This window comes from Curtobacterium sp. MCSS17_011, from assembly GCF_003224275.1.
Lineage (GTDB): Bacteria > Actinomycetota > Actinomycetes > Actinomycetales > Microbacteriaceae > Curtobacterium.
In genome coordinates, this window is record NZ_QKLE01000002.1 from 120734 (window position 1) to 145212 (window position 24479).

General features: G+C 70.6%; 25 protein-coding genes and 1 tRNA gene. 16 read left to right on the forward strand and 10 right to left on the reverse strand.

Going from position 1 to position 24479, the window contains the following annotated elements:
• Positions 1-66: 66 nt before the first annotated feature.
• A tRNA-Arg gene (locus DEJ17_RS01960) sits at positions 67-139 on the forward strand.
• Between the two features lie 63 nt (positions 140-202).
• Here DEJ17_RS01960 and DEJ17_RS01965 read toward each other — a convergent pair.
• Both DEJ17_RS01965 and DEJ17_RS01970 read right to left on the reverse strand, forming a co-directional pair.
• Entirely contained in the window at positions 203-1498 is a 1296-nt protein-coding gene (locus DEJ17_RS01965; RefSeq protein ID WP_110891829.1) for a hypothetical protein, read from the reverse strand.
• Positions 1499-1587: 89 nt separating this feature from the next.
• The gene (locus DEJ17_RS01970) at positions 1588-1854 is read right to left on the reverse strand and encodes a hypothetical protein (RefSeq protein ID WP_017886047.1); all 267 of its coding nucleotides are present in this window, start codon (positions 1852-1854) and stop codon (positions 1588-1590) included.
• Positions 1855-2004: 150 nt separating this feature from the next.
• Between DEJ17_RS01970 and msrA the strand changes: the two genes are divergently transcribed.
• The 3 genes from msrA to DEJ17_RS01985 all read left to right on the forward strand — a co-directional run bounded on the left by msrA (position 2005) and on the right by DEJ17_RS01985 (position 3573).
• Positions 2005-2532: a peptide-methionine (S)-S-oxide reductase MsrA gene (gene msrA, locus DEJ17_RS01975; RefSeq protein ID WP_110891936.1), complete on the forward strand. Its 528-nt coding sequence runs from the start codon at positions 2005-2007 to the stop codon at positions 2530-2532.
• A gap of 37 nt (positions 2533-2569) precedes the next feature.
• Positions 2570-2773, forward strand: a complete 204-nt coding sequence (locus DEJ17_RS01980) for a hypothetical protein (protein ID WP_027464651.1) — start codon at positions 2570-2572, stop codon at positions 2771-2773.
• A gap of 119 nt (positions 2774-2892) precedes the next feature.
• The gene (locus tag DEJ17_RS01985) at positions 2893-3573 is read left to right on the forward strand and encodes a single-stranded DNA-binding protein (protein ID WP_110891830.1); all 681 of its coding nucleotides are present in this window, start codon (positions 2893-2895) and stop codon (positions 3571-3573) included.
• A gap of 71 nt (positions 3574-3644) precedes the next feature.
• On the opposite strand, the gene DEJ17_RS01990 is transcribed toward DEJ17_RS01985, so the two are convergent.
• A complete protein-coding gene (locus DEJ17_RS01990; protein WP_111030562.1) occupies positions 3645-4382 on the reverse strand; it encodes a hypothetical protein in 738 nt (245 codons plus the stop codon).
• Between the two features lie 198 nt (positions 4383-4580).
• On the opposite strand from DEJ17_RS01990, the gene ettA reads away from it, so the two are divergent.
• Positions 4581-6266 (forward strand): energy-dependent translational throttle protein EttA, encoded by a 1686-nt coding sequence (gene ettA / locus DEJ17_RS01995; RefSeq protein ID WP_071405516.1) that lies wholly within the window; start codon positions 4581-4583, stop codon positions 6264-6266.
• 32 nt (positions 6267-6298) lie between these two features.
• Complete coding sequence (locus DEJ17_RS02000) at positions 6299-6751, forward strand: thioesterase family protein (RefSeq protein WP_110891832.1); 453 nt, start codon at positions 6299-6301, stop codon at positions 6749-6751.
• Here the strand turns inward: DEJ17_RS02000 and DEJ17_RS02005 are convergent.
• Positions 6738-7601 carry an acyl-CoA thioesterase II gene (locus tag DEJ17_RS02005; protein ID WP_110891833.1) on the reverse strand — a complete coding sequence of 288 codons (864 nt, stop codon included), beginning with the start codon at positions 7599-7601 and terminating at the stop codon, positions 6738-6740. The genes DEJ17_RS02000 and DEJ17_RS02005 overlap by 14 nt on opposite strands.
• Before the next feature lie 92 nt (positions 7602-7693).
• Here DEJ17_RS02005 and DEJ17_RS02010 point away from each other — a divergent pair, with 92 nt between their 5' ends.
• Both DEJ17_RS02010 and DEJ17_RS02015 read left to right on the forward strand, forming a co-directional pair.
• A complete protein-coding gene (locus DEJ17_RS02010; protein WP_071405518.1) occupies positions 7694-8395 on the forward strand; it encodes a hypothetical protein in 702 nt (233 codons plus the stop codon).
• Positions 8396-8429: 34 nt separating this feature from the next.
• Entirely contained in the window at positions 8430-9272 is an 843-nt protein-coding gene (locus tag DEJ17_RS02015) for an NAD(P)H-binding protein (protein WP_110891834.1), read from the forward strand.
• Positions 9273-9558: 286 nt separating this feature from the next.
• On the opposite strand, the gene DEJ17_RS02020 is transcribed toward DEJ17_RS02015, so the two are convergent.
• From DEJ17_RS02020 to pepN, 3 genes are all read right to left on the reverse strand, one after another.
• Positions 9559-10011: a globin gene (locus DEJ17_RS02020; protein WP_258366624.1), complete on the reverse strand. Its 453-nt coding sequence runs from the start codon at positions 10009-10011 to the stop codon at positions 9559-9561.
• Between the two features lie 56 nt (positions 10012-10067).
• The gene (locus tag DEJ17_RS02025) at positions 10068-11132 is read right to left on the reverse strand and encodes a mechanosensitive ion channel family protein (protein ID WP_110891835.1); all 1065 of its coding nucleotides are present in this window, start codon (positions 11130-11132) and stop codon (positions 10068-10070) included.
• A gap of 75 nt (positions 11133-11207) precedes the next feature.
• Positions 11208-13787, reverse strand: coding sequence for an aminopeptidase N (pepN, locus tag DEJ17_RS02030; RefSeq protein WP_110891836.1), 2580 nt, complete (start codon positions 13785-13787; stop codon positions 11208-11210).
• Between the two features lie 213 nt (positions 13788-14000).
• Between pepN and DEJ17_RS02035 the strand changes: the two genes are divergently transcribed.
• A complete protein-coding gene (locus DEJ17_RS02035) occupies positions 14001-14561 on the forward strand; it encodes a disulfide bond formation protein DsbA (RefSeq protein WP_258366625.1) in 561 nt (186 codons plus the stop codon).
• 72 nt (positions 14562-14633) lie between these two features.
• On the opposite strand, the gene DEJ17_RS02040 is transcribed toward DEJ17_RS02035, so the two are convergent.
• On the reverse strand, positions 14634-15152 hold the full coding sequence (locus tag DEJ17_RS02040; protein WP_110891838.1) for a GNAT family N-acetyltransferase: 519 nt from the start codon (positions 15150-15152) through the stop codon (positions 14634-14636).
• Between DEJ17_RS02040 and DEJ17_RS02045 the strand changes: the two genes are divergently transcribed.
• Genes DEJ17_RS02045 through DEJ17_RS02055 form a run of 3 tightly spaced genes read left to right on the forward strand, consistent with a single transcriptional unit; the run spans position 15151 to position 17245 of the window.
• Positions 15151-15744 (forward strand): helix-turn-helix domain-containing protein, encoded by a 594-nt coding sequence (locus tag DEJ17_RS02045; protein ID WP_220033598.1) that lies wholly within the window; start codon positions 15151-15153, stop codon positions 15742-15744. The two genes, DEJ17_RS02040 and DEJ17_RS02045, sit on opposite strands and share 2 nt — an antisense overlap.
• 46 nt (positions 15745-15790) lie before the next feature.
• On the forward strand, positions 15791-16279 hold the full coding sequence (locus DEJ17_RS02050) for a ribose-5-phosphate isomerase (protein WP_110891840.1): 489 nt from the start codon (positions 15791-15793) through the stop codon (positions 16277-16279).
• 36 nt (positions 16280-16315) lie between these two features.
• Entirely contained in the window at positions 16316-17245 is a 930-nt protein-coding gene (locus DEJ17_RS02055; protein ID WP_110891841.1) for an Fpg/Nei family DNA glycosylase, read from the forward strand.
• Between the two features lie 21 nt (positions 17246-17266).
• Here the strand turns inward: DEJ17_RS02055 and DEJ17_RS02060 are convergent, their stop codons facing one another.
• Positions 17267-18706, reverse strand: a complete 1440-nt coding sequence (locus DEJ17_RS02060) for an amidohydrolase (protein WP_258366611.1) — start codon at positions 18704-18706, stop codon at positions 17267-17269.
• Between the two features lie 29 nt (positions 18707-18735).
• Positions 18736-19395, reverse strand: coding sequence for an FMN-binding negative transcriptional regulator (locus tag DEJ17_RS02065; RefSeq protein ID WP_110891843.1), 660 nt, complete (start codon positions 19393-19395; stop codon positions 18736-18738).
• Between the two features lie 179 nt (positions 19396-19574).
• Between DEJ17_RS02065 and DEJ17_RS02070 the strand changes: the two genes are divergently transcribed.
• Genes DEJ17_RS02070 through DEJ17_RS02085 form a run of 4 tightly spaced genes read left to right on the forward strand, consistent with a single transcriptional unit; the run spans position 19575 to position 24391 of the window.
• On the forward strand, positions 19575-21161 hold the full coding sequence (locus DEJ17_RS02070; RefSeq protein WP_258366612.1) for an ABC transporter substrate-binding protein: 1587 nt from the start codon (positions 19575-19577) through the stop codon (positions 21159-21161).
• A 7-nt stretch (positions 21162-21168) separates the two neighbouring features.
• Positions 21169-22563, forward strand: a complete 1395-nt coding sequence (locus DEJ17_RS02075; RefSeq protein ID WP_110891845.1) for a M14 family zinc carboxypeptidase — start codon at positions 21169-21171, stop codon at positions 22561-22563.
• Complete coding sequence (locus DEJ17_RS02080) at positions 22563-23504, forward strand: ABC transporter permease (protein ID WP_110891846.1); 942 nt, start codon at positions 22563-22565, stop codon at positions 23502-23504. Before DEJ17_RS02075 ends, DEJ17_RS02080 begins: the two co-directional genes overlap by 1 nt.
• On the forward strand, positions 23501-24391 hold the full coding sequence (locus DEJ17_RS02085) for an ABC transporter permease (RefSeq protein ID WP_110891847.1): 891 nt from the start codon (positions 23501-23503) through the stop codon (positions 24389-24391). Before DEJ17_RS02080 ends, DEJ17_RS02085 begins: the two co-directional genes overlap by 4 nt.
• Positions 24392-24479: the final 88 nt, after the last annotated feature.

The window sequence follows — 24479 nt, forward strand, 5'->3', positions numbered from 1 at the left end:
AGCAGACGGCGGCCGACCGTTGGACGACCGCCGGGTCTGGCCGCGGCGCTACAATCGACGCTGCTTGCCTCCGTAGCTCAGTGGATAGAGCAGGTGGTTTCTACCCACCGTGCCGCGGGTTCGATTCCTGCCGGGGGCACCGAAGACGAACAGGGCCGCCATCCTCTCCGGATGGCGGCCCTGTTCGTCTTCGTGGCGGTTGCTACTCGTCGTCGTCTGCGGCGCGGCGTCGGAGTTCGGCGGCGCTGATCGGCTGCGTGTACGGCGCTTCCGACGTCTCGTTCGCGTCGGCGGGCTCGGCGGGGGCCTGGTTCAGACGCGTCGGGACGGACGTGGTGTTCGTCGCGCCGGGGGTGTCGACCTTGGGGGCCGAGGCGGACGGGACGTCGTTCGCGGGTGCCCGGTTCACGTGGGCGTCGGCCGCGGTGGGCGTCGCGACGGGACGGTCGGACGAGGACGGACGGTCGTTCCTCGGTGCGCGGTCGGTGTCGCCGAAGGCTCGGGTGGCGCGCGCGTCGTCCGCGACCTCGGTGTCGTCAGTGCCGTGCCCCTGGGTGGAGCGGGAGGGCGAGGTCGGCGTGCCGAGTGCCGGTCGGACCGGGGGCGCAGCCTCGTCGTCGCCGTAGACGCGGGTGGTGTTGTCGCCGAAGGAACGCGTGGCGTTCGGGTCGGCGCTGCCGCGGTTCGGGTTCGTGCCCGCGCCGCGGTTCACCGAGAACGACGGGGTCGTTCCGTCGGCAGTACCAGCTGGTGCAGCGCCGATTGCGGCTGCGCCGGGGACCGCGCCGGCGGCGGGCTCGGGCGTCGCGGCGACCGAAGCCGCAGGAGTCGAGGGTGCGGACGTGGGGCGCTGCGCCGGACGCAGCGACGTCGTCGTCGGGGTGGGGCGCTCGACGGGAGCGGCCGGCGTGGGGGCCTTTGCCTGCGCCTGCGTGCGAGGAGGTTCGGCCTGGTCGGCGTTCCAGTCCTGCTGGCGCTTGATCAGGTCGGCGTCGGGGTCCGGCGACTCGAACTTCCAGCGCTCGAGGTCGGCCTTGAAGAGCTTGCGCGCACGGCTCGGGCGTGCCTGCCACCCGAGCAGGCGGTCACGGAACTCGGCGAGGGACTGGTCCGCCTGGAAGCTGAACGTCGACGAGTTCTTCTTGATGTCGGCGATCTCGTGCTGTGCCCAGTTGGCGGCCAGCGGCGAACCCTGCACGGGGAGCAGGCGCAGTCGGATGTCGGCGTCCTCGGCGAGGTGGTCGGCGTAGGCACGCTCGTCGTGCCCGAGCGACCCCCACGCCGCAGCCTTGCGCGCAGCCGCCAGGATCGCGGCCACGGCCGCGTTCTTCGATTCCCGCTCCTGCAGCGCCACGACACGCTTGGTCGCGCTGCGCCCGATGAGCGCCGCGATGACGCCCGCCACGACGATGGCGACGAAGGGGATCACAGCGCCCGAGAGCACCCGCCAACCCGTGTCGGACGAAGTCCAGTCGGTCAGGTCGTTCCACCAGTCCATGCGCGCACCATACCCACGGAACGATCAGGCGTCGGGGAGGCCGGACGGCGTTCCGTGCATCCCAGCGCAGATGATTCCAATCTGGAACATCATGACCAGCGCAGGGTGTCCACGGCGTCGTCGGCGGACCAGACGCTCGGCAGTTCGACGAACCGGCGCTCGGTGGCGACGTACCGGCGGGCACGGTACGCGGTGTCGCCGGCGACGTCGATGCGGTCGACGTACCCGACGATTTCACCGTTGGCCCGGGTCACCCGGCTCAGGTCGTCGCGGACGTCGAGGATGCGGTAGTCGCCCCGGGCGCGGGCCAGCGGGACGGTGCGGATCCGCAGCGCGGGTTCGGTGATGGTCTGCATCGCTGGCCTCCTGGTCGGTGTGGTGCCGACGCTACGGGGGACCACCGACACGCCGAGGGGTGCCAGCCCATCTGGGGAACAGGGTCTCCGCGCACACTGTTGTGGAGGAACGAGGGGGCTGCACCGGCGGCCCGGAGAGAGGTTGTGGCCATGACCACGTTCGTGCTCGCAGGTGGATGTTTCTGGTGTCTCGACGCCGTGTACCGCACGCTCCAGGGTGTGCAGGACGTGGTGTCCGGCTACGTCGGCGGACAGGTCGAGGGTCCCTCCTACGAACTGGTGTGCACCGGGACGACGGGGCACGCCGAGGCGGTCGCGGTGACGTTCGACGAGTCGGTGATCCCGGCCGACGTGATCCTCGACGTCTTCTTCACGCTGCACGACCCCCGGCAGCTGAACCGCCAGGGGGCCGACGTCGGCACGCAGTACCGCTCGGCGATGTTCCCGGCCGACGATGCGCAGCGCGCGCTGTTCGAGCACGCGATCGAGCGGGCGTCGGACATCTGGGACGGCGGGATCGTCACGACCGTCGAGCCGCTCTCGACGTTCTACCGCGCTGAGGAGTACCACCAGGACTTCTTCGCGAAGAACCCCGGGCAGGGCTACTGCCTCGCGGTCGCGCTGCCCAAGGTGAACAAGGTCCGGAAGGCCTACAGTCAGTACATCCTGGCGTCCTGACCCCGGGGCGGCAGGGCCACAAGGAGGTGGTTCGCACATGACGGACAACACGGGAACCTGGGTCGCCATCGGTCCGGCCGGAGCGGTGGGCAGCATCCACCGCGCGGCGGACGGCTTCCAGGTCGAGCTCTACGGGCGACGACGGGCGGGCGGGCCGTACCCGTCCCTCGAGTCCGCGAAGGGCGCGGTCCACGCCGCGCTCGGACCGTTGGCGGCCCGGCCCGAGTTCCGAGCACACTGAGCGGGTTCGGACAGGAGGCTCGGGGGACTCGTCCTCCACAGGTCGCCTGACCGGGTCCACACGCCACAGATCGAGCCCGGGGCTGCTGACGCAGCCCCGGGCTCCGTGACGATCGATGCATGAACGACATCATCACCGTCTGCGGAATCGTCGCCACGGAGCCCCGGCACCTCGTCACCGAGACCGGCATCGCCATCACGAGCCTCCGGCTCGCGTCACCCTCACGCCGTTGGGACCGGGCCACCGCCGCGTGGGTCAACGGCGCGACCAACTGGTACACCGTCACCGCGTTCCGGTCGCTCGCGTCGAACGTGTACAAGTCGCTGAAGAAGGGTGACCGGATCGTCGTCGCCGGCCGTGTCCGCATCCGCACGTGGGAACGCGATGGTCGCGGCGGGACCTCGGTCGAGATCGACGCCGACGGCATCGGCCACGACCTGGCGTGGGGCATCAGCAACTGGCTGCGGGTGCCGCGGCAGGTCGGCGACGGCGCATCGGGGCAGGGTGGTCTGCGCGGGGTGGACCCGCGTACCGGCGAGGTCCCTGACCCTGCGGCCGAGCCCGGAGGCGGGCGCGGGGCCGACCACGGCACCGAGCCCGGAGACGCGCACGAACACGCATCGTCGGAGCACGGTCCGGACGGCGACGCCGATGCGATGCACGGTTCGCCGCCCCTCGGCGACGACGCAGAGCCCGCGGGGCCGTCCGAGCACGTCCTCGAACAGGACGCCGCCCCTTGGGACCCCGCACCGCCGCTCGACGACCACGACGACCACGCGGACCACGCCGAAGCGGCCTGACCCGCACGCCGACCGGAGTCGGGTGTGGGTCAGGCCGCCGGGCACGCGCGCGGGTCACCGCGTCGCGTCGGTCACCACTTCTGGGCGATCATCCCGATGCCGGAGACCTGGGCGGTGTCCCAGTTGCCGCCGCGCGGCAGCCCGGTCACGCGGCCGTCGATCTTGAAGCTCGCGCCCTGCACCCGCGGGCTGTTCGTCTGCTTCGCCTTCAGCCCGTGGAACGAGAAGCTCGTGTCCCACTTGCCGTTCAGGCCGGTGTTCGACTTGCGGTCGCCCACCGTGATGCGGGTGTTCTGCACCGTCGAGTGCACGACGTCACCGTTGAGACGGGCGTTGGCCTCGGCGTTGAAGAACAGGCGACCGTCGAGGTTGAGCTTCAGGGTGCCGATCGTCTTGTGGTTCACGATCATCGTCGCGACGTCGTTCTTGTACCAGCGCATCCCGATGGGCGTGAGCTTGTTCGTGGCCGGACCGAGGTAGCCGTACGTGAACTTGCCGTTCTGCACGCGCTCCCAGATGTAGCGCGGCTTGCCCTTGCTCTGCGGGGAGCCCTTGTCCGACTGGATCCCGAACGCGTAGGCGTTGTTGTGGGCGTCGTGCACGTTGATGTACGACGAGTAGCCGGTGCCCGTGCCGTTGGCGCTGATGCTCGCGGTGTACAGCAGGTACGGGCTGCCCTTCGGCACGGCACCGGCCGCTGATGCCGGCGACACCGGGGCGATGAGTGCGACGGTGAGTGCGATCGCTCCGACGAAGGGGAGCGCGAGGCGGCGGAGCCGCGACGGGGTCGTGGTCGTGTGCGTGGTCATGGTCCTCGTCCTGTCCGTGGTCCTGGTCCTGATCCTGGTCCTCGTCGTGGTGGGCGACGGGCCCCCGAGGTTGCGGGGCGAGGAGAGGTTACGTCGTGACGTGCGTTGCGCAACAGGCCTGTTCGTACAGGTGCGGGAAGCGGCGATCCGGCGTCGGGCGAGCGGTGCTCCGGCGGTGTCACTAGACTTGGGGCCGATATGGCTGAGTACATCTACCAGATGGTCCGCGCCCGCAAGGCGGTCGGTGACAAGCTGATCCTCGACGACGTCACGATGTCGTTCCTCCCCGGTGCCAAGATCGGCGTCGTCGGACCGAACGGTGCTGGCAAGTCGACGATCCTGAAGATCATGGCGGGTCTCGACCAGCCGTCCAACGGCGAGGCGAAGCTCACGCCGGGCTTCTCCGTCGGCATCCTCATGCAGGAGCCGGAGCTCGACGAGAGCAAGACGGTGCTCGAGAACGTGCAGGAAGGCGTGGGCGAGATCCACGGCAAGCTCGCACGCTTCAACGAGATCTCGGCGCTCATGGCCGAGCCCGACGCCGACTTCGACGCGCTCCTGGCCGAGATGGGCACGCTGCAGGAAGACATCGACGCCGCCGACGCGTGGGACCTCGACTCCCAGCTCGAGCAGGCCATGGCGGCGCTGCAGTGCCCCCCGGGGGACGAACTCGTCACGCACCTGTCCGGTGGTGAGAAGCGCCGCGTCGCGCTCTGCAAGCTGCTGCTCCAGAAGCCCGACCTGCTCCTGCTCGACGAGCCCACCAACCACCTCGACGCCGAGAGCGTGCTCTGGCTCGAGCAGCACCTGCAGCAGTACCACGGTGCCGTCCTCGCCGTGACCCACGACCGGTACTTCCTCGACCACGTCGCCCAGTGGATCGCCGAGGTCGACCGCGGCCGCCTGTACCCGTACGAGGGCAACTACTCGACCTACCTCGAGAAGAAGCGCGCCCGCCTCGAGGTCCAGGGCAAGAAGGACGCCAAGCTCGCGAAGCGCCTGTCCTCCGAGCTCGACTGGGTCCGGAGCAACACCAAGGGCCGTCAGGCGAAGTCGAAGGCCCGTCTCGCCCGGTACGAGGAGATGGTCACCGAGGCCGAGCGCACCCGCAAGCTCGACTTCGAGGAGATCGTGATCCCGGTCGGCCCGCGTCTCGGTTCGCAGGTCATCGACGCCGAGCACCTGCGCAAGCAGTTCGGTGAGCGCGTCATCATCGGCGATCTGTCGTTCACGCTGCCCCGCAACGGCATCGTCGGCGTCATCGGCCCGAACGGCGTCGGCAAGACCACGCTCTTCAAGACGATCGTCGGCCTCGAACCCCTGGACGGCGGCACGCTGAAGATCGGCGACACCGTCCAGATCTCCTACGTCGACCAGACGCGCGGTGGCATCGACCCGAACAAGAACCTGTGGGAGGTCGTGTCCGACGGGCTCGACTACATCCAGGTCGGCAAGACCGAGATCCCGTCCCGCGCCTACGTGTCGCAGTTCGGCTTCAAGGGCCCGGACCAGCAGAAGCGCGCCGGCATCCTGTCCGGTGGTGAGCGCAACCGTCTGAACCTGGCGCTGACGCTCAAGCAGGGCGGCAACCTGCTGCTCCTCGACGAGCCCACCAACGACCTGGATGTCGAGACGCTCGGCAGCCTCGAGAACGCCCTGCTCGAGTACCCCGGTTGCGCCGTGGTCATCACCCACGACCGGTGGTTCCTCGACCGCATCGCCACGCACATCCTGGCGTGGGAAGGCCTCAACGAGGACGGCACGCCGAACTGGTACTGGTTCGAGGGCAACTTCGAGGCGTACGAGGAGAACAAGATCGAGCGCCTCGGTGCCGATGCCGCGAAGCCCGGGCGCGCGACGTACCGCAAGCTCACCCGCGACTGACCCGCGTGGCGAGACTGCACGCTCCCATCCGCATGCGGTGGAGCGACATCGACGCCTACGGTCACGTCAACAACTCCGCGATGCTGCGCCTCCTCGAGGAGGCGCGGATCGTGGGGTTCTGGGGCGCCGACCCCGGTGAAGACCCCGACGGCGTCCTGCCCGAGCCGATCATCGACGGTCGGCCGGGTTCGGGCACCATGACGGTGATCGCCGGCCAGCGCCTCGAGTACCTGGCTTCGATCCCGTACCTCCGCCAACCGCTCGACATCCAGATGTGGATCGGACGGCTCGGGGGCGCGAGCATCGACGTCTCGTACGAGGTCTGGTCGCCGGTGGGGCAGCACCCCGCGGTCCTGTACACCCGGGCGACCACGGCACTCGTCATGGTCGATGCGGCGACGAACCGTCCGCGTCGACTGACCGACACCGAGCGTGCCGCGTGCGAGCGCTCCCTCGAGGAACCGGTGCAGTTCAGCCGGCCGTAGGCACCCGCATCATGCCCTCCTGGGCGACGGTGGCGAGCAGCTTGCCGTCACGGGAGAACATCCGGCCGAACGCGAGTCCCCGACCGCCCTGCGCGCTCGGGGACTCCTGCGTGTAGAGGATCCACTCGTCGGCACGGCCGTCGCGGTGCCACCACATGGCGTGGTCGAGGCTGGCACTCTTCACGCCGGGGGTGCCCCAGGCGACGCCGTGTCGCCGCATGATCGGCTCGAGGATCGACAGGTCGCTCGCGTACCCGAGCACCGCACGGTGGAGCGCCGGGTCCTCCGGCAGGTCGCCCTGCACGCGGAACCAGACCGCCTGGTGCGGCACGTGCTCGCCCTGCACGTCGACGAACACCGGTCCCTCGACGTGTCGCAGGTCGATGGACCGCGCGGCCCAGGCACGTGCGACCGGGTGGTCGATCGCGGACAGGATCGACGCGGCCGACGGCAGGGACTCCGGGTCCGGGGTGTCGACCGGGTAGGGGTCCTGGTGCTCGATGCCGGAGTCCGGCACCTGGAACGACGCGATCATCGAGAAGATCGGGACCCCGCGCTGGTACGCCTGCACGCGACGGGTGGCGAACGACCGACCGTCGTGGATGCGCTCGACGCCGAAGGTGATCGGTACGTCGATGTCGCCGGGTCGCAGGAAGTAGCCGTGCATCGAGTGGACGTCACGTCCCTCGATCGTGCGCTGCGCGGCGACGATGCACTGCGCCAGCACCTGCCCGCCGAACACCCGTCCGCCGGGCGACCAGTGGCTGGCACCGGTCAGGATCGTCTCGCCCGTGCTCGCGCCGGTGTCCTCGAGTCGCAGGGTCTGCAGGAAGTCGGGTTCGCCGTTCACGCTGTGCAGTCTACGAACGGCGTGCCGTCCCCGGCGCAGGGTCGCCACGTCCAGGCTGTGCGGCACCGATCGCCGGTAGGATCGGCGACGACATGGGCAACTCGTTCACGCTTCCCGACGCCGCTTCCCTCGGTGACCTCCGCACGTACCTCGGACGTGCCGCTCGGATCGAGGACGGCTCGGTCCGGCTCATCGCCGACTCCGGCGTCCTGGCCGTCTACACGGCGATCCTCTACCCGCTCGGGCTGCTCGACGAACTGCCGACGGTGCTCGGCCTCCGCACGTTCTCGCTCACCGAACCGGCCTCGATCGACACCGTGGTCCCGCTGCAGTCGCTCCTCGAGCGCCTCCGCCTGCTGGCCGAGGCGCAGGACGCCGAACACGCCGAGGGCGCCGACCCGACGCGGGCCACCCCGATCGAGGTCGAGCTGCCGCACGAAGTCCACACCGTCACGTGGGCGGCCATCTCGCCGCCCCGCGGTGGCTGGGTGCCGCTGCCCGACGTCTCACCGGAGCTCCTCCGCCGGGCGACCCGTGACGGCATCGCCGAGGTCGCCGACGCCGTGCCGTCCAACGCGGGCGAGGCCATCGTCCGACGGATCCGCGCCGAGGTCTGGGGTCGACCGGTCCCCGGTGTCGAGCACCTGCCTGCCGGTGCGGGCTTCGCGGGCGAGAGCCTCGGGTTCCTCGGGCACGACCCGGTCCGTCTGTTCGAGACCGGCCCGTGGAGCCGCCTCACGACCTCGCGCGGTCACGTGCTCGTGAAGCGCCGCGCCTGGACCCTGAGCTCCTAGCGACGTCGCCCGGTCAGCGTGGTTGGCTGGCCGCATGCACGTCTTCCTCACCGGTGCGTCCGGCTACATCGGCTCCTCCGTCCTCCGCTCCCTCGTGGCCCACGGCGACGAGGTCACCGCGCTCGTCCGGTCCGACGAGAAGGCCCAGCACGTCCGTGACGCCGGTGGCCGTGCCCTGGTCGACGACGTCACCGACACCGAGGTCGTCGAACGGCTGCTGCACGAGAGCGACGGTGTGGTCCACACGGCATCGGCGCCGGGCGTCGACCCGGACTTCATCCGCACCGTGATCGGTGCCGTGGCCGGCACTCCCAAGCCCTTCGTGCACACGGGCGGGATCTTCACGTTCGGCGACTCGACGGACATCTCCGAGCAGTCGCCGATCGATCCGCCCGCGTTGACCGCCTGGCGCGGACCGAACGAGGACCTGCTGCGGGCGAGCGACGTGCGGAGCACCATCGTCGCCCCCGGCATCGTGTACGGACGCGGTGCCGGCATCCCGGCGATGTTCGTCGGCGACGGTGAGCATCCGGTGCACCTGGTGGGCGACGGCTCCCAGCGGTGGACGACGGTGCACGTCGACGACCTCGGCGAGCTCTACGTCCTCGCGCTGCACCGCGACGAGCTCGACGGGTACATCGTCGCGGCGACCGGGGACAACCCGACCGTGCGTGAGGTCGCGGAGGCCGGGGCCCATGGTTCACCGGTCGTCGTCGAGAGCGTCGACGCGAGTCGCGACCGGCTCGGGCGGGACTACGCCGACGCCCTGCTGCTGCACCAGGAAGCCTCCGGCGCGCACGCCCGGTCGGCCTACGGCTGGCGTCCGACTCGCCCGTCGCTCGTCGAGGACCTCGCCTCCGGCTCGTACGTCCGCTGAGACGACGGCGTCCAGCGAAGACACCTCGAGCTCCCCGAGACGCCGCCGAACCCGGAGGCGTCTCGCGCCCGTGGCGGCGGCTGACGGACACGACGGCGTCTCGCGGGGTCGAGAACCCGGGAAGCGCCGGACGGGAGGCCCGTGGTGACTCCGCCACGGGCCTCCCGTCCGGCGCACGTGACGATCACTGCACGCCGGCGTCAGCGGAAGACGCCGCGGAAGCGTCGAGACGCCGCCGGATTCGGCGGCGTCTCGACTACACGACGGCGTTCGTGCCGGGCGCGCGTCAGTCGAAGGTGTTCGTCATCGCGTGGGCAGCGCGGTCGAGGTAACCCCAGAGCTCGGCTTCATCGAGGGGAGCGAGCTCGAGCGACTCCACCGCCTCGTGCATGTGGTGGAGCCAACGCTCCCGCGCCTCGGACGTGATGCGGAACGGGTTGTGCCGCATCCGGAGGCGTGGGTGCCCCCGCTGCTCGCTGTAGGTGCCCGGGCCGCCCCAGTACTGCTGCAGGAAGGCGGAGAGGCGCCAGATCGCACCTTCGAGGTCGTCGGCCGGGTACATCGGCCAGATGACCTCGTCCTGCTGCACGCCCTCGTAGAAGCGACGGACGAGCCGGTCGAAGGTGGGGGCGCCGCCGATCCGCTCGTACAGCGACCCCGTGGCCGAGGCACCGTGCTCCCCGACGCGCAGAGTGATCGGCTGGGCCGGGATGCCGACGGCGCTGGACGAGCCGGGCATGCCGAGCGAGCCGCGTGCTCCGGGCCCGCCCGTGCCGCTCGGGGGTGTGGGGTCGATCATCGGGGGTCCTTCCCGCTGTCGGGGTCGTCGGTGCGGATCGGCTGCCCGAGGAGGTTGCGCTTGGTGCGCCGGGCCTTCGTGGGCGCCGGTGTCGGCTGGGTCCGGACGGTGCGCAGACCGTTGATCGAGGTGGCGTTCTCCCAGCCCTCGGGCATGATCATCGCCATCGCGGGCAGGGTGATGCCGAGTTCGTCGACGGCGTGCTTCAGGCGGGTGCGGAGCTCGCGGCCGACGACGTCCAGCTCGGACGCGCGGGTCTTCACGACCAGACGGAAGACCATGCCGGCGTCGGTGATGGACTGCAGGCCCCAGATCTCCGGCTTCTCGACGATCCGCTGCCGCCAGCGGGGCTCCTGGGACATCGTGACGGCGGCCTTGAGCAGAGCGTCCTGCACGGCGTCGATGTCGGTGTCGTACGGCACGGTGATGTCGACGAGCACGCGCGACCAGCCCTGCGACAGGTTGCCGACGCGCAGGATCTGCCCGTTCGGCACGAACCACAGGATGCCGTTCACGTCGCGGATCTGCATGACGCGCAGCCCGACATTCTCGACGACGCCGGTGGCCTGACCGGTGTCGACGACGTCACCGACGCCGGCCTGGTCCTCGAGGATCATGAAGATGCCGGACAGCAGGTCCTTGACGATGGACTGGGCGCCGACGGCGAGGCCGGCTGCGACGAGGGACGCGCCGCCGACGATGCCGACTGCGGCGTTCGGAATCGCGACCGGGATGATGATCGCCAGCGCGATGACGACGACGATGACCGTCGCCAGGTTCTCGAGCACACTGCCCAGGGTCCGCGTCCGTTGCACGACCCGGGCGGTCTGCACGGGCGAGGCGATGAGGGCCTGGGTGTCCTCAGCGCCCTGACGCTTCTTGACGCCGTTCACGACCCGGTCGACGACCTGCTTGATCATGCGCCGCAGGAACACGCGCACGAGGATCGCCGCGAGGATCGTGATGACGATCGTGATCGGGATGTGCCACGCTTCGACGAACTGGGTGAAGGTGTTGGAGGCCCACTTCGGGACGTCGGTGGAGTCTGCAGCCAAGTTCATATCCGGTCGATGCTAAGCGGCGGGGCCTCGGCATCCCTGGAGGAACACCAAGACCCCGCCGGATCAGAGCAGGGGTCAGGCGTCGGCGGCCTGGACCCGGAGCGCGCGCTCGGTGCCCGCGAGGCTCTCCGACACGATGCGGCGCAGCGCCGGCGTCTCCGGGTGCTCCTCGAGCCACGCGGCGGCGGCGTCACGGAGCTCGGCCGACGCGAGCGGCGCCGGGTAGAGGCCCGAGACGATGGTGTCCGCCATGTGGTAGCTGCGCTCGGCCCAGATGCGCGTGAGCACCTCGAAGTACTTCGGCACGAGGCCCTCGAGCAGCACCGGGCTGTTCACGTGCTGGAACCCGACCGTGGTCTGCCGCACGATCGCGTTCGGCAGCTCGGACGAGTCGACCAGCGACGAGAACGCCGCCAGCTTGCCCTCGGCCGTGGGGATCGTCGCACGGGCACGGGCCGCGGCCTGCTCGCCCGACGCGGTCTTGTCCGCGGCGAGCTCGGCGTCGATCTCGGTGTTGTCCGCAGCACCCGTGAGCACGAGGCCCTCGAGCAGCTCCCAGCGCAGGTCGGTGTCGATCTCGAGGCCCTGCAGCGTGACCGATCCGTCGCGGAGGCCCTGCAGGGTCGTGACGTGCTCGGGCGTGGAGGGGATCTGCGCGAAGAACTTCACGAACTGGAACTGCGCGTCCGAACCGGCCTCGGCCGAGGACGCGAGCTGCCAGAGGGTGTCGCCGACGGTGCGGACCGTGGCCTCGACCGAGCCCGGCGCCACGTAGTTGCGTGCGGTGAGCAGCAGCTGCGAGAGCGTCGTGCGGATGGTCGTCGACTCGGTCTCGGTCGCGATGTTGCCGAGCACGAGACGGACGTAGTCGCTGGCCGGGGACTCGGCGTCGCGCGTGGCGTCCCACACGGAACCCCAGACGATCGAGCGGGCGAGCGGGTTCGCGATCGACGCGAGGTGCTCGATCGCGGTGCGCCGCGAGTGCTCGTCGAGACGGATCTTGGCGTAGGCCAGGTCGTCGTCGTTCAGCAGCACGAGGTCGCCGCGCTGGACGCCGACGAGCTCGGGCACCTCGGTGCGGGCACCGTCGACGTCGATCTCGACGCGGTGGACCCGCTCGAGCTTGCCACCGGCGGAGGCCGTGTCGGCGCCGAACGGCGCGGACTCGTCGTTCCGGAAGGCGTACACGCCGATCGCCAGACGGTGCGGGCGCAGCGTCGGGTAGTCGGCGGGGGCTTCCTGCAGGACGGTGAACGACGTGATGACGCCGGACTCGTCGGTCTCGATCTCCGGACGCAGGGTGTTGACGCCCGCGGTCTCGAGCCAGAGCTTCGACCACTCGGTGAGCTCACGGCCGCTCGTCGCCTCGAGCTCGACGAGCAGGTCGCGGAGCTCGGTGTTCGAGTGGTGGTGCTTCTTGAAGTAGGCGGAGACACCGGCGAAGAACGCGTCGATGCCGACCCAGGCGACGAGCTGCTTGAGGACCGAGCCGCCCTTCGCGTAGGTGATGCCGTCGAAGTTGACCTGGACGTCCTCGAGGTCGTTGATCGTCGCGACGATCGGGTGCGTCGAGGGGAGCTGGTCCTGGCGGTAGGCCCAGGACTTCTCCATCGCCTGGAACGTGGTCCAGGCCTCGGTCCACTCGGTGGCCTCGGCCGTGGCGATCGTGGAGGCCCACTCAGCGAAGGACTCGTTGAGCCACAGGTCGTTCCACCACTTCATGGTGACCAGGTCGCCGAACCACATGTGGGCGAGCTCGTGCAGGATCGTGACGACCCGGCGCTCCTTGATGGCGTCGGTGACCTTCGACCGGAACACGTAGGTCTCGGTGAAGGTGACCGCGCCGGCGTTCTCCATCGCACCGGCGTTGAACTCCGGCACGAACAGCTGGTCGTACTTGTCGAAGGGGTAGGCGACGTCGAACTTCTCCTCGAAGTAGGCGAAGCCCTTCTTCGTGATGTCGAACACGTACTCGGGGTCGAGGTACGAGGCGAGCGACTTGCGCGCGAACACGCCGAGCGGGATCGTCCGGCCGTCGCGGCTGGTCAGCTCGTCGCGCACGACCTCGTACGGGCCGGCGACGAGCGCGGTGATGTAGCTCGAGATGCGCGCGGTGGGCGGGAATGCCCAGGTCGCGACGTCGCCGTCGACGTGCGGCTCCGGCGTGGGGGAGTTCGAGACGACCTGCCACCGGGACGGCGCCGTCACGGTGAAGGAGAACTCGGCCTTCAGGTCGGGCTGCTCGAACACCGCGAACATGCGGCGGGAGTCCGGGACCTCGAACTGGGAGTACAGGTACACCTCGTCGTCCACCGGGTCGACGAAGCGGTGCAGGCCTTCACCGGTGTTCGTGTACAGCGCGTCGCTGACGACCACGAGCTCGTTCTGCTCCTGCAGGTCGTCGAGCCGGATGCGCACGCCGTCGTTCACCGCGGCGACGTCGAGCGCGGTGCCGTTCAGCGTGATCGAGTGCACGGTCTTCGTGATGGCGTCGATGAAGGTCGATGCGCCGGCGGTGGCGGTGAAGCGCACCCGCGTGGTGCTGCCGAAGGCCTCGGCGCCGCGGGTCAGGTCGAGCTCGACGTCGTACGTCTGCACGGCGACGACGGCCGCGCGCTCCTGGGCTTCGATTCGGGTGAGGTTCTCTCCGGGCACGCAACGCTCCATCTTCGCTGGGGACGCGGACGATCGGTGTCCGCGTACGGGGCCCCGGACGGCGTCGTGCGCCGGCGGGACGATGGGTTCCAGCCTAGCGACGCCGCGTACGCTCGGATCGTGACAGAGACGACTGTGGACAACCCGACCGACCCCACCACCGAGCGCACCGCCGTGGAGTTCTGGTTCGACCCGAACTGCCCCTGGGCCTGGATGACGAGCCGCTGGGTGGGTGAGGTCGCCGAGCACCGCGACCTCGACGTGACCTGGAACGTGATGAGCCTGTTCGTCCTCAACGAGGACCAGGACGTCCCGGACGCCTACAGGGAGCGCCTGCACGCGGGCCAGGTCTACCCGCGCATCGTCACGGCGGCGAGGCTCCGGCTCGGGCAGGACATCGTCAAGCCGCTGTACGACGCGCTCGGCGAGCACATCCACCACCGCCAGGAGTCCGACCCGGAACAGGTCGTTCCAGCCGTGCTCGCCGAGCTCGGCCTCGACGCCGACCTGCTCGACTCCGCCTGGACGGACGAGGTCGACGCCGCCGTGCGCGCCAGCCACCAGGACGGCATCGACCGCGTCGGACAGGACGTCGGGACGCCGGTCATCGCCGTCGAGGGCACCGCGTTCTTCGGACCGGTCATCTCCCCGGCGCCCAAGGGCCAGGAGGCGCTCGACCTGTGGGACGGCGTCGTCGCCGTCGCGAAGTACCCCGGCTTCTTCGAGCTCAAGCGCTCGCGCACCGTCGGCCCGGTCTTCGACACCACCGACTGACGCTCCGGAACCAGGTTCCGTTCGTCGACGGGCGGCCGGGAGGCCCGTGGTGCGCCCGCCCCGCCCGTCGCGTCAGACGAGCGGCAGGCGCATGAGCGTCAGGTCGAGCCAGCGGTCGAACTTGCGTCCGACCTCGGGCACGACCGCGACCGTGGTGAACCCGAGGCGCTCGTGCAGGGCGATCGACCCCGTGTTGGTGCTGCAGATCCCGGCCATCATGACGTGCCGGCCCTCGGCGGTGGCTCGTGTGACCAGCTCCTGCATCAGGGTCGTGGCGATGCCCCGGCCGCGGAACGCCTCCACCACGTAGACGCTGTGCTCGACCGTCAGCCGGTATCCCTGGTGCGGCCGCCACTGCGAGTACGTTGCGTAGCCGGCCACGACCCCGTCGACCTCGGCCACGAGCACCGGGTAGCCGCCGCCCTGCCGCTCGGCGAGCCACCCGTCGAAGTATGCACGCGGGTGCGGGGTGTCCTGCCAGATGGCGGTGGAGTGCAGCACGGCATCGACGTGCAGGGCGTGCACGACGTCCAGGTCGGCCGGTGTGCAGTCGCGGATCACGACCCCGTTCGTCGCATATGCTGTCGTCATGTCTCACATCGTAGACGACGAGCGGATGCTCGGCGAACGGCTCCAGCGCCTGCGCACCGAGCGGAAGTGGAGCCTCACCGAGCTCGCCGAGGAGTCCGGCGTCTCCCGCGCGATGATCAACCGCGTCGAGCGCGGGGTCTCCAGCCCCACCGCGACGATCCTCGGTCGCCTGTCGGGCGCCTTCGGCCTGACGATCTCGCAGCTCCTCGACGACGCTCTGGAGCACGAGGTGCCCAGGGTGACGGACCCCGACGAGGCACGCGGGGTCCAGCGCGGCGCGACCGCCGATTCCTGGACCGATCCCGACACCGGGTACCGCCGCCGTCCGGTCTCGAGCGCGGCGTTCCCCGCTGACGTCACCGAGGTGCGCCTCCCGGCCGGCCGCGAAGTGGCCTACCCGGCGTCCGCCTACGCGTTCCTGCGGCACTGCATCTGGGTCGTGGACGGCGTGCTCGAGGTCGTCGTCGGCGGCGAGCCGACGCGCCTGGCGGCGGGGGACCGGATCGAGCTCGGCGACCCCGCCGACGTCGTCTACCGCAACCCGGGCGAGGACCCCACCCGGTACCTCGTCGTGGTGGTCCGGGCGCCGTAGTCCGTGGTGGTCCGGGCCCCGGAGCCGCAGGAATAAGATCGGTTCCATGCGCATCCACCTCGGAACGGACCACGCCGGCCTCGAGTTCAACAAGACCCTCGCACTGCACCTGACCGACGCCGGGCACGAGGTGGTGGACCACGGTCCGACCGAGTACGACGCGCTCGACGACTACCCCTCGTTCTGCATCAACGCCGCGCACGCCGTGGTGCAGGACCAGCGCGCCGGTGTCCAGGCGCTCGGCGTCGTCTTCGGCGGTTCCGGCAACGGCGAGCAGATCGCCGCCAACAAGGTCGAGGGCATCCGCGCCGCGCTCGTCTGGAACGAGTCGACCGCGCTGCTCGCCCGTCAGCACAACGACGCCAACGTCATCTCCATCGGCGCGCGCCAGCACACCGAGGACGAGGCGATCCGGTTCGTCGACCTGTTCATCGCCGAGCCGTTCTCGGGCGAGGAGCGTCACGCCCGCCGCATCGCCCAGCTCGCCGAGTACGAGACCACCGGGCTGATCGCCGGCCGCCAGATCGACCAGTAGTCCGGCCCGTCAGGGGTACCGGGTAGAACGGTAGTCATGCCCGAGGGTCACTCCGTCCACCGCATCGCCAACCAGTTCACCCGGCACTTCGTCGGCAAGCGCTGCGAGGTGTCGAGCCCCCAGGGCCGCTTCGCCGCCGGGGCCGCACAGCTCGACGGCAAACGCATGATCGCGGCCCGGGCGGTGGCGAAGCAGATGTTCCTGGAGTTCGAGGGCGACCTGTTCCTGCGTGTCCACCTCGGCCTGTACGGCGCATGGGACTTCGCGGGGATGATCTCCACCGCCGAGGCGCTGTCCGACGACGACGACCGCGAAGAGTCCCTCAGCTCGATCGGCGCACCGCGGCTCGCCCGCTACCGGATGGCCGAGCAGGAGAAGGTAGAGGACCCGATCGAGTCCTTCCCGCCGGACCCGGTGGGCCAGGTCCGGGTGCGGATCCTCACCGGGGACACCGTCGCCGACCTCCGCGGCCCGACCGCGTGCGTCGTGGAGACCCCGGCCGAGGTGCAGCGCGCGCTCGACAAGCTCGGCCCCGACCCGATGAACGACGACGGGCCCGAGGCCGAGAAGACCTTCGTCGACAACGTCCGGAAGCGCAACGTCGCGATCGGGCAGCTGCTCATGGACCAGTCCGTCGTGGCCGGCATCGGCAACATCTACCGCGCCGAGCTGCTCTTTCGGCAGCGCATCGACCCGTACAAGCCCGGCAAGAAGATCACCGTCAAGCAGGCCAAGGCGCTCTGGGCCGACTGGTCGAAGCTGCTGCACGACGGTGTCCGCGACGGCCTGATGATGACGATGGACGACCTGTCCGAGGCCGACCACAAGAAGGCCCTGCGTTCACGCAAGGACCGCCACTGGGTGTATCACCGGCAGGGCGAGCCGTGCCGGGTGTGCGGCACCGAGATCCGGATGGCCGACATGGCCGGCCGGAAGCTCTACTGGTGTCCGAAGGACCAGAAGTAGCGCAGCGGCACCGCGGCGAGATCACACCTCCCGGTACGTGAACCGCCCGGCGACGGCCGTCCCGAGCACCCGCATGCCACGAAGTGCGGCGGACGAGGATGCGGCGAGCGGGTCGGTCTCGACGAGCACCAGGTCCGCCACGTCGCCGACGGACACCCCGACGCGCCCGTCGGTCGACCCCCGCCACGCGACGAGCGCCGACAACCGTTCGGCCGGGTGCCACGGGTCACGGCCGTCGCGGTCCCGCCCGACGGCCGCCGCCATCGAGACCCACGGGTCGAGCGGCGCCACCGGGGCGTCCGACCCGAGCAGCAGGCGCGCTCCGGCCCGTGCGAGCGACGCGAAGGCGAAGGCCCGGTCGGTGTGCCCCGCCCAGTGCCGGTCGGCGATGTCGCGATCGTCCATGGCGTGCTCGGGCTGTACCGACGCGGCGACCCCGAGCCGGGCGAACCGGTCGACGTCGGTGTCGACGAGCAACTGCGCGTGCTCGATCGTGCCGCGGGCTCCGACGGCCTCGAAGACGCCGAGCGCCAGGGTGTTCGCGCGGTCACCGATCGCGTGGATCGCGGGGACGAGTCCGGCGTCGACGGCCCGGCGGGTGAGCGCGACGAGGTCCTCGAATGCCCACGCGAGCACGCCGGAGCCGTCCGTCATCGCGGCGGTGCGGGTGCCGAGCGACCCGTCGGTGATCACCTTGAAGGGCCCCATCGTGAGCAGCCCCCGCGTGCCGTCGACCACGTCGCCGGTCCGCAGACCCCGGGCGATGGCCTCGTCGAGCTCGGCCGGGTACACCCCGGACGCGACCCGGATCGCGTCGGTGCCGGCGTGGATCCGGCGGCGCCAGCGGTCGAGCCCGAAGCGCATCTCGAGGTCGACCACGCCCGTCACGCCGCGGGCCGCCGCGGCCTCTGCAGCGTCCGCCACGTAGGCGTCGAGCAGGTCGTCCGGCACCTGCGACAGTGCGCCGGTCACGTCGAAGGCATCCTGCTCGCGCAGGACCCCGTCCTCGCCCGTGTCGAGCGGTCGGCCGACGGCAGCTCCGAAGTGCGCGAGCGCGAGGGCGTTGCACCACACCGCGTGCAGGTCCGCGCTGATCACGACGACCGGGAGGCCCGGTGCGGCCTGGTCGAGCAGCTCGCGTCGTGCAGGGCGCGGCCACATCCCGTCGCGGTAGCCGTGTCCGACCAGGACGCGGTCGGTCACTCCCGCCCGTGCGACCGCGGCGAGCAGGTCGGCGGTCGCCTCGGCGGAGTCGCAGCCGGTGACGTCGACGCGACGGCGGACGAGGGCCCACTGGTCGAAGTGCGTGTGGTGGTCGCGGAGCCCCGGGCCGAGCCAGGCGCCGGCGGCCTCGACCACCTCGGTGTCGACGCCCGTGGGGTCGAGCGTGCCGGTCGGCCCGATCTCGGTGACCCGACCGTCGACGATGCGGACGTCGGCAGGGGCCCCGGAGGTGCCCACCCTGCGGACGGTTCGCAGCAGGACCTCCGTCACGACGCCTCCAGGCCGCTCGCTGTGGACGGGACCGGCCGGACCCGCTCGACCTCGTCGGCGAGCGCCGGCGACGCGTAGGGGCCGTCGCCCCGCAGCCCGGCGACGATGCGGTCGATCACCTCGGGGGCCTTGTTCTGCGACAGCTTGGCGCGGGCGTCGAACCGGGTGACGCGGATCCGGACGCCGACGGTGCCCTTGGCCATCCGGCGGGCGGTCTCCTCGTCGATCTGCAACGACACGGGCGACGGCATGACCCGCTCGAAGTGGTCGACGAGTTCACCGAGGACACGGAAGTTCTCGTCGTCGGACAGGATCTCGGGGGTGCCCCACACGTGCGCGGTGACGTGGTTCCAGGTCGGCACGAACTGCTCCGGCGGGTACCAGGCGGGGGAGACGTAGCCGTGCGGTCCCTGGAACACGACGAGGACCTCGTGCTGCCCGAGTTCGTGGGCGACCTCGTCGGGGCGGCCGACGTGCGACACCAGGACGAGGGCGTCCGGGTCGTCGTCGGGGCCGGGGGTCTCGAGCAGCACCGGGTAGTGCGAGGCGACGAGCCCGGCCGCGGTGTGGGACACGATCGTCGCCCACGGGTTCCCGGTGATGAGGCGCCGGACCTCGTCGACGTCGGTCATCAGGAAGTGCGGTGTGTGGCGCATGGTCCGAGCGTGGCACAACGGGCCCGGACGCGCGACGGGTGCCGTTTCGTCAGTGTTTCTGCGCGGTAAAACTCTCAGAGCGCATTGAAAGAAACCTTGTGGTCGGGATTCGAACCGTCCTAGCTTTCCCACCACGACGACCGGGCAGGGATCCGGCCGCACCCGATCGAGGAGAGATCATGCGACGCAGGACGATCGCCGCGCTGGCCGCGGCGGCAACCTTGGCACTGGTGGCGACCGGCTGTTCGGCGGGCGGCGCGGCCGACGACGACGCTCCCTCGAGCCTGGTCTACGCGACCGGCGAGCCCGACCACCTGACCCCGGGCCGGCAGACCGTGGCCTTCGACCAGGTGATGAGCGTCTTCGCGCCGCTCACCCAGACCGACGCCGATGGTGATCTGCAGGACGTCGCGGCGAAGAGCGTCGAGAGCGACGACGCCACCACCTGGACGATCACGCTGCGGGACGGCTGGACGTTCCAGAACGGCGAGGCCGTCACGCCGGAGAGCTACGTGAAGGCCTGGAACCACGTCGCCTACGGCCCGAACGCGTGGGAGAACAGCGGTCAGCTCGCCGGGATCGTCGGGTACACGGACCTCAACCCGGCGAAGGGCACCCCGAAGACCAAGGAGATGTCGGGGCTGAAGGTCACCGGCAAGGACACCTTCACGGTCACGCTCACCCACGCGGACAGCCAGTTCCCCCTGCAGCTCAGCCAGGCCCAGACGGCGTTCTACCCGATGCCCGAGGCCGCCTACGACGACCTGAAGGCGTACGACGAGAAGCCGATCGGCAACGGCCCGTACGAGATGACGAAGGCGTGGAAGGCGGACCAGGAGTTCACCGTCACGGCGTGGAAGGACTACGAGGGCACGAAGCCCGCAACCGACGAGGTGACCTTCCGCAGCTACTCCGACATGAACACCGCCTACACGGACGTCCTGGCCGGCAACGCCGACGTGCTGTTCCTGCCGACCGACAAGATGACGAGCGCGAAGGCCGACTTCGGCGACCGCCTGCACTCCTTCGACGCTCCCGGCATCGACTACCTCGGGTTCCCGCTGTGGGACGACCGGTACTCCGACCCCGACGTGCGCCGCGCGATCTCGATGTCGATCGACCGTGACGAGGTCAACGACGCGATCTACGGCGGCCTGTACGAACCCGCCACTGCACTCACCCCGCCGTCGATGTCCGGCACCGAAGAGGGCATCTGCGGCGACGCGTGCGAGTTCGACCCGGCAGCGGCGAAGAAGCTCCTCGCCGGTGCTGGCGGGTTCGACGGCACCATGACGCTCGTCTACCCGGGCGGCACCGGCCTCGACTCGCTGTACGAGGCGTACGCCAACCAGATCCGCCAGAACCTGGGCGTCGACGCCGAGGCGAAGGCCACCACCGACTGGGCGTCCTACTACTCGGAGCTCACCGACAAGACCGTCGCCGGCCCGCACTTCGGCCACTGGGGCGCGCTGTACATCAGCCAGCAGAACACGCTCCGCGCGCTGTTCACCACGGCGGGCGGCTGCTCCCCATGCACCGGCTACTACCAGTCCGACGACGTCGACTCGCTGCTCGCGAAGGCCGACTCCGCCGGGTCCCAGGACGAGGCGAACGAGTACTACACGAAGACGCAGCAGGCGGTCCTCGAGGACTTCCCGGTCGTCCCGACCTTCTTCGACAAGTACTCGTACGTCACGAGCGACAAGATCGCGAAGCTGCCTGCGGTGGCGGGCAGCCCCGTCATCGCGCAGATCGCCGTGAAGTAGGGCGGGCATGGAGCAGCACACCGTCCTCGACCTGGTCCGCGACGTCCCCGACCGCGACGGCTTCCCGCTCGTCGACGACCTGCACACACGGTTCGCCGCGCTCGCCGCGGCACACCCCGACCGGGTCACGGTCACCCGGATCGGTACGAGCCGCCTCGGCGAACCCCTGCACAGCTACCGCATCGGCACCGGGTCGCACGCGGCCGTCGTGGTCGGCGGGGTGCACCCGAACGAGCCGATCGGTTCGTGGACGGCGCTGCACCTCGCCGAGACGGCCCTCGGTGACGAGCGGGTGGCCGCGCTCGACGTCACCTGGCACATCGTCCCGACGATCGACCCGGACGGCATGCGGCTCAACGAGGCGTGGTTCCACGACCCGCACGACCGGGTCTTCTACTCGCGGCACTTCTACCGGCCCGCCCCGGACAGCCAGGTCGAGTGGACGTTCCCGAACAGCTACAAGTCGGTGTACTTCGACCAGGTGCTGCCCGAGACGCTCGCGTTCATGCGGCTCATCGACGACACCGAGCCGGACCTGCTCGTGAGCCTGCACAACGGCGAGATGGGCGGCGTCTACTACTACCTGTCCGAGGACCTGCCCGACGTCGTCGACACCCTGCACGCGGTGCCGGCCGCACTCGGGCTGCCGCTCGACACCGGGGAGCCGGAGTCCCCGTACCTGCGGGAGCTCGCCTCGGCGGTGTTCGCGATGGACGGCATCGAGACGGCGTACGCCTACCTCGAGGAGCTCGGCGTCGACCCCGGCGAGCACATCCACGGCGGGTCGAGCGCGGCGTGGGCGATGCGGCACGGGGCCCTCTGCATGGTGGCCGAGCTGCCGTACTGGAGCCACCCCGACGCCGACGACCAGACCCCGACCGACGAGCCGTACGCCGACCTGCTCCGCCGGTGCGCGGACGAGCTCGGTGCCTCGGGTGCGGAACTGCAGGCGTTCCTCGACGAGGCGTCGCCGATGCTCTCGATCCCGTCCCCGTTCGTGGAGGCCTCCCGGGCGTTCGTGCCGATGCTCGTCGGGATGGCGGACACCGACCGCCGCCGCGCCGAACGGGAACCGGCGGACCGCACGGCCACCGTCGCGGAGCGCTTCGGCTGCGAGGACCTCGTCCGCTGCTTCCGCCTGCGCTACGGCGGCATGCTCCTGCGCGCCGTCGAGGCGGAGACGACCGCCGGCACGGCGTCCGCGCCGCTCCGGCGGCTCCGCGACCGCCTGGCCGAGCGGTACGCGCACTGGCAGGCGGACGCGTCGACCGGTGCGCAGCCGATCCCGGTGGGGAAGCTCGTGGGCGTGCAGTACGGGGCGATCCTCGCCTGCGCGGCGCACGTGGCGGACCCGACCCGCGCCTCCCGTCCGGTGTCGGCGACCGTCTCGGGAGGCGCGTGATGCGTCCGACGCTCGCCGTCGGTCGCCGACTCGGCGGCCTGGTCATCGTGTTCCTCGGGGTGACCTTCCTGATCTACGCGATGACGTTCGCGCTGCCCGGCGACCCGATCAAGGCGCTCGGCGGCGAGCGCCCGCTCACCGACACCGTCGTGCGGACGCTGCGGGCGGAGTACCACCTGGACCAGCCCCTGTGGCTGCAGTACGTGGAGTACCTGGGCGGCCTGTTCCGGGGTGACTTCGGCACCGACTTCAACGGGCAGTCCGTCGGCGAGCAGATGGCGTCGCGCTGGCCGGTGACGATCACGCTGGCGCTGAGCGCGTGGGCACTCGAGATCGTCCTCGGCATCGGACTCGGCGTGCTCTCGGCGCTCAAGCGCGGCACCGTGCTCGACAAGACGGTGCTCGTCGGCACCATCGTCGTCGGAGCCGTGCCCGTGTTCGTGCTCGGCGTGGCCCTGCAGCTGGTGTTCTCGGTGCGGCTGCACTGGTTCCCGGTCGCGGGCGTCACCGCCGGGTGGCCGACCGCGTACGTCCTGCCGGCGTTCGTGATCGCCCTGTTCGGCCTGGCCGCGGTGTCCCGACTCACCCGGACGTCGATGATCGAGACGCTCGACGCCGACTACGTCCGGACGGCCCGTGCGAAGGGGCTCGCGCCGGGCCGGATCGTCGGCGTGCACGTCCTGCGGAACTCACTCATCCCCACCGCCACCTACCTGGCGACCGACCTCGGGTACCTGATGGGCGGCACCGTCATCATCGAGGGCATCTTCAACCTGCCGGGCGTCGGGAACCTGCTCTTCCAGGGCATCCGCTCGCACGAGGGGGCCGTCGTCGTCGGCATCTCGACCGCCCTCATCCTGGTGTTCCTCGTCACGAGCGTGCTCGTCGACCTGCTGCACGCCGCCCTCGACCCGCGCGTCCGGACAGGAGCCTCCCGATGACCACCGAAGCCCTCGGCGCCACCGTCGAACCCGTCGTCGGTGTCCGCCGCCGCCCACTGCTCGCCGCCGCCCGGACCCCGGGGTTCTGGGTGCCCGCGTCGGTGCTCGCGGTGGTCCTGCTGATCGCCGCGTTCCCGCAGCTCTTCGCCGGGCTGTTCGGCCACGGCGACCCCCGGGTGTGCGACCTCGGCCGGAGCGGGGCATCACCGACCGCCGGGCACCCGTTCGGCTTCGACCTGCAGGGCTGCGACGTGTACGCGAACGTGGTCTGGGGCACCCGGTCGTCGATCGCCGTCGCGGTGCTCACGACCGTGCTCGCCGGCATGGTCGCGGTCGTCGTCGGCACCGTCGCGGGCATGGTCGGCGGATGGGTGGACGCCGTCCTCGCCCGGCTCACCGACGTGTTCCTCGGGTTCCCGTTCCTGCTCGGCGCCGTCGTCGTGCTGAACAGCGTGGGGGAGCGGTCGGTGCTCACCGTGTCGCTCGTGCTCGCCCTGTTCGGGTGGCCGACGATGGCCCGGCTCGTGCGGTCGAGCGTCCGCAGCGTCCGGGGCGCCGAGTTCGTCCTCGCCGCCCGGACGATGGGGTTGTCGACGTGGCGGATCACCACCCGGTACGTGCTGCCGTCGTCGATCTCGCCGCTGCTCGTGCTCGCCACCATCACCGTCGGCGGGGTCATCGTGTCCGAGTCGTCGCTGACCTACCTCGGCATCGGGCTGGAGCGTCCGGCGATCTCCTGGGGGCTGCAGCTGTCCGCGGCGACGTCGCAGTTCCTCCGTGCCCCGCACATGCTCATCGCGCCGGCGGCGTTCCTCGCCGTGACCGTGCTCGCCGTCATCGCGCTCGGTGACACGCTGCGCGCCGCACTCGACCCGCGTCGGCGCTGACCACTATCGGCGCCGACCATGATGGGCGCTGACCGTGATCGGCGCTGACGCGCCAGACTCGCTGCAGAACCGTTCTCGAAAGGACCAC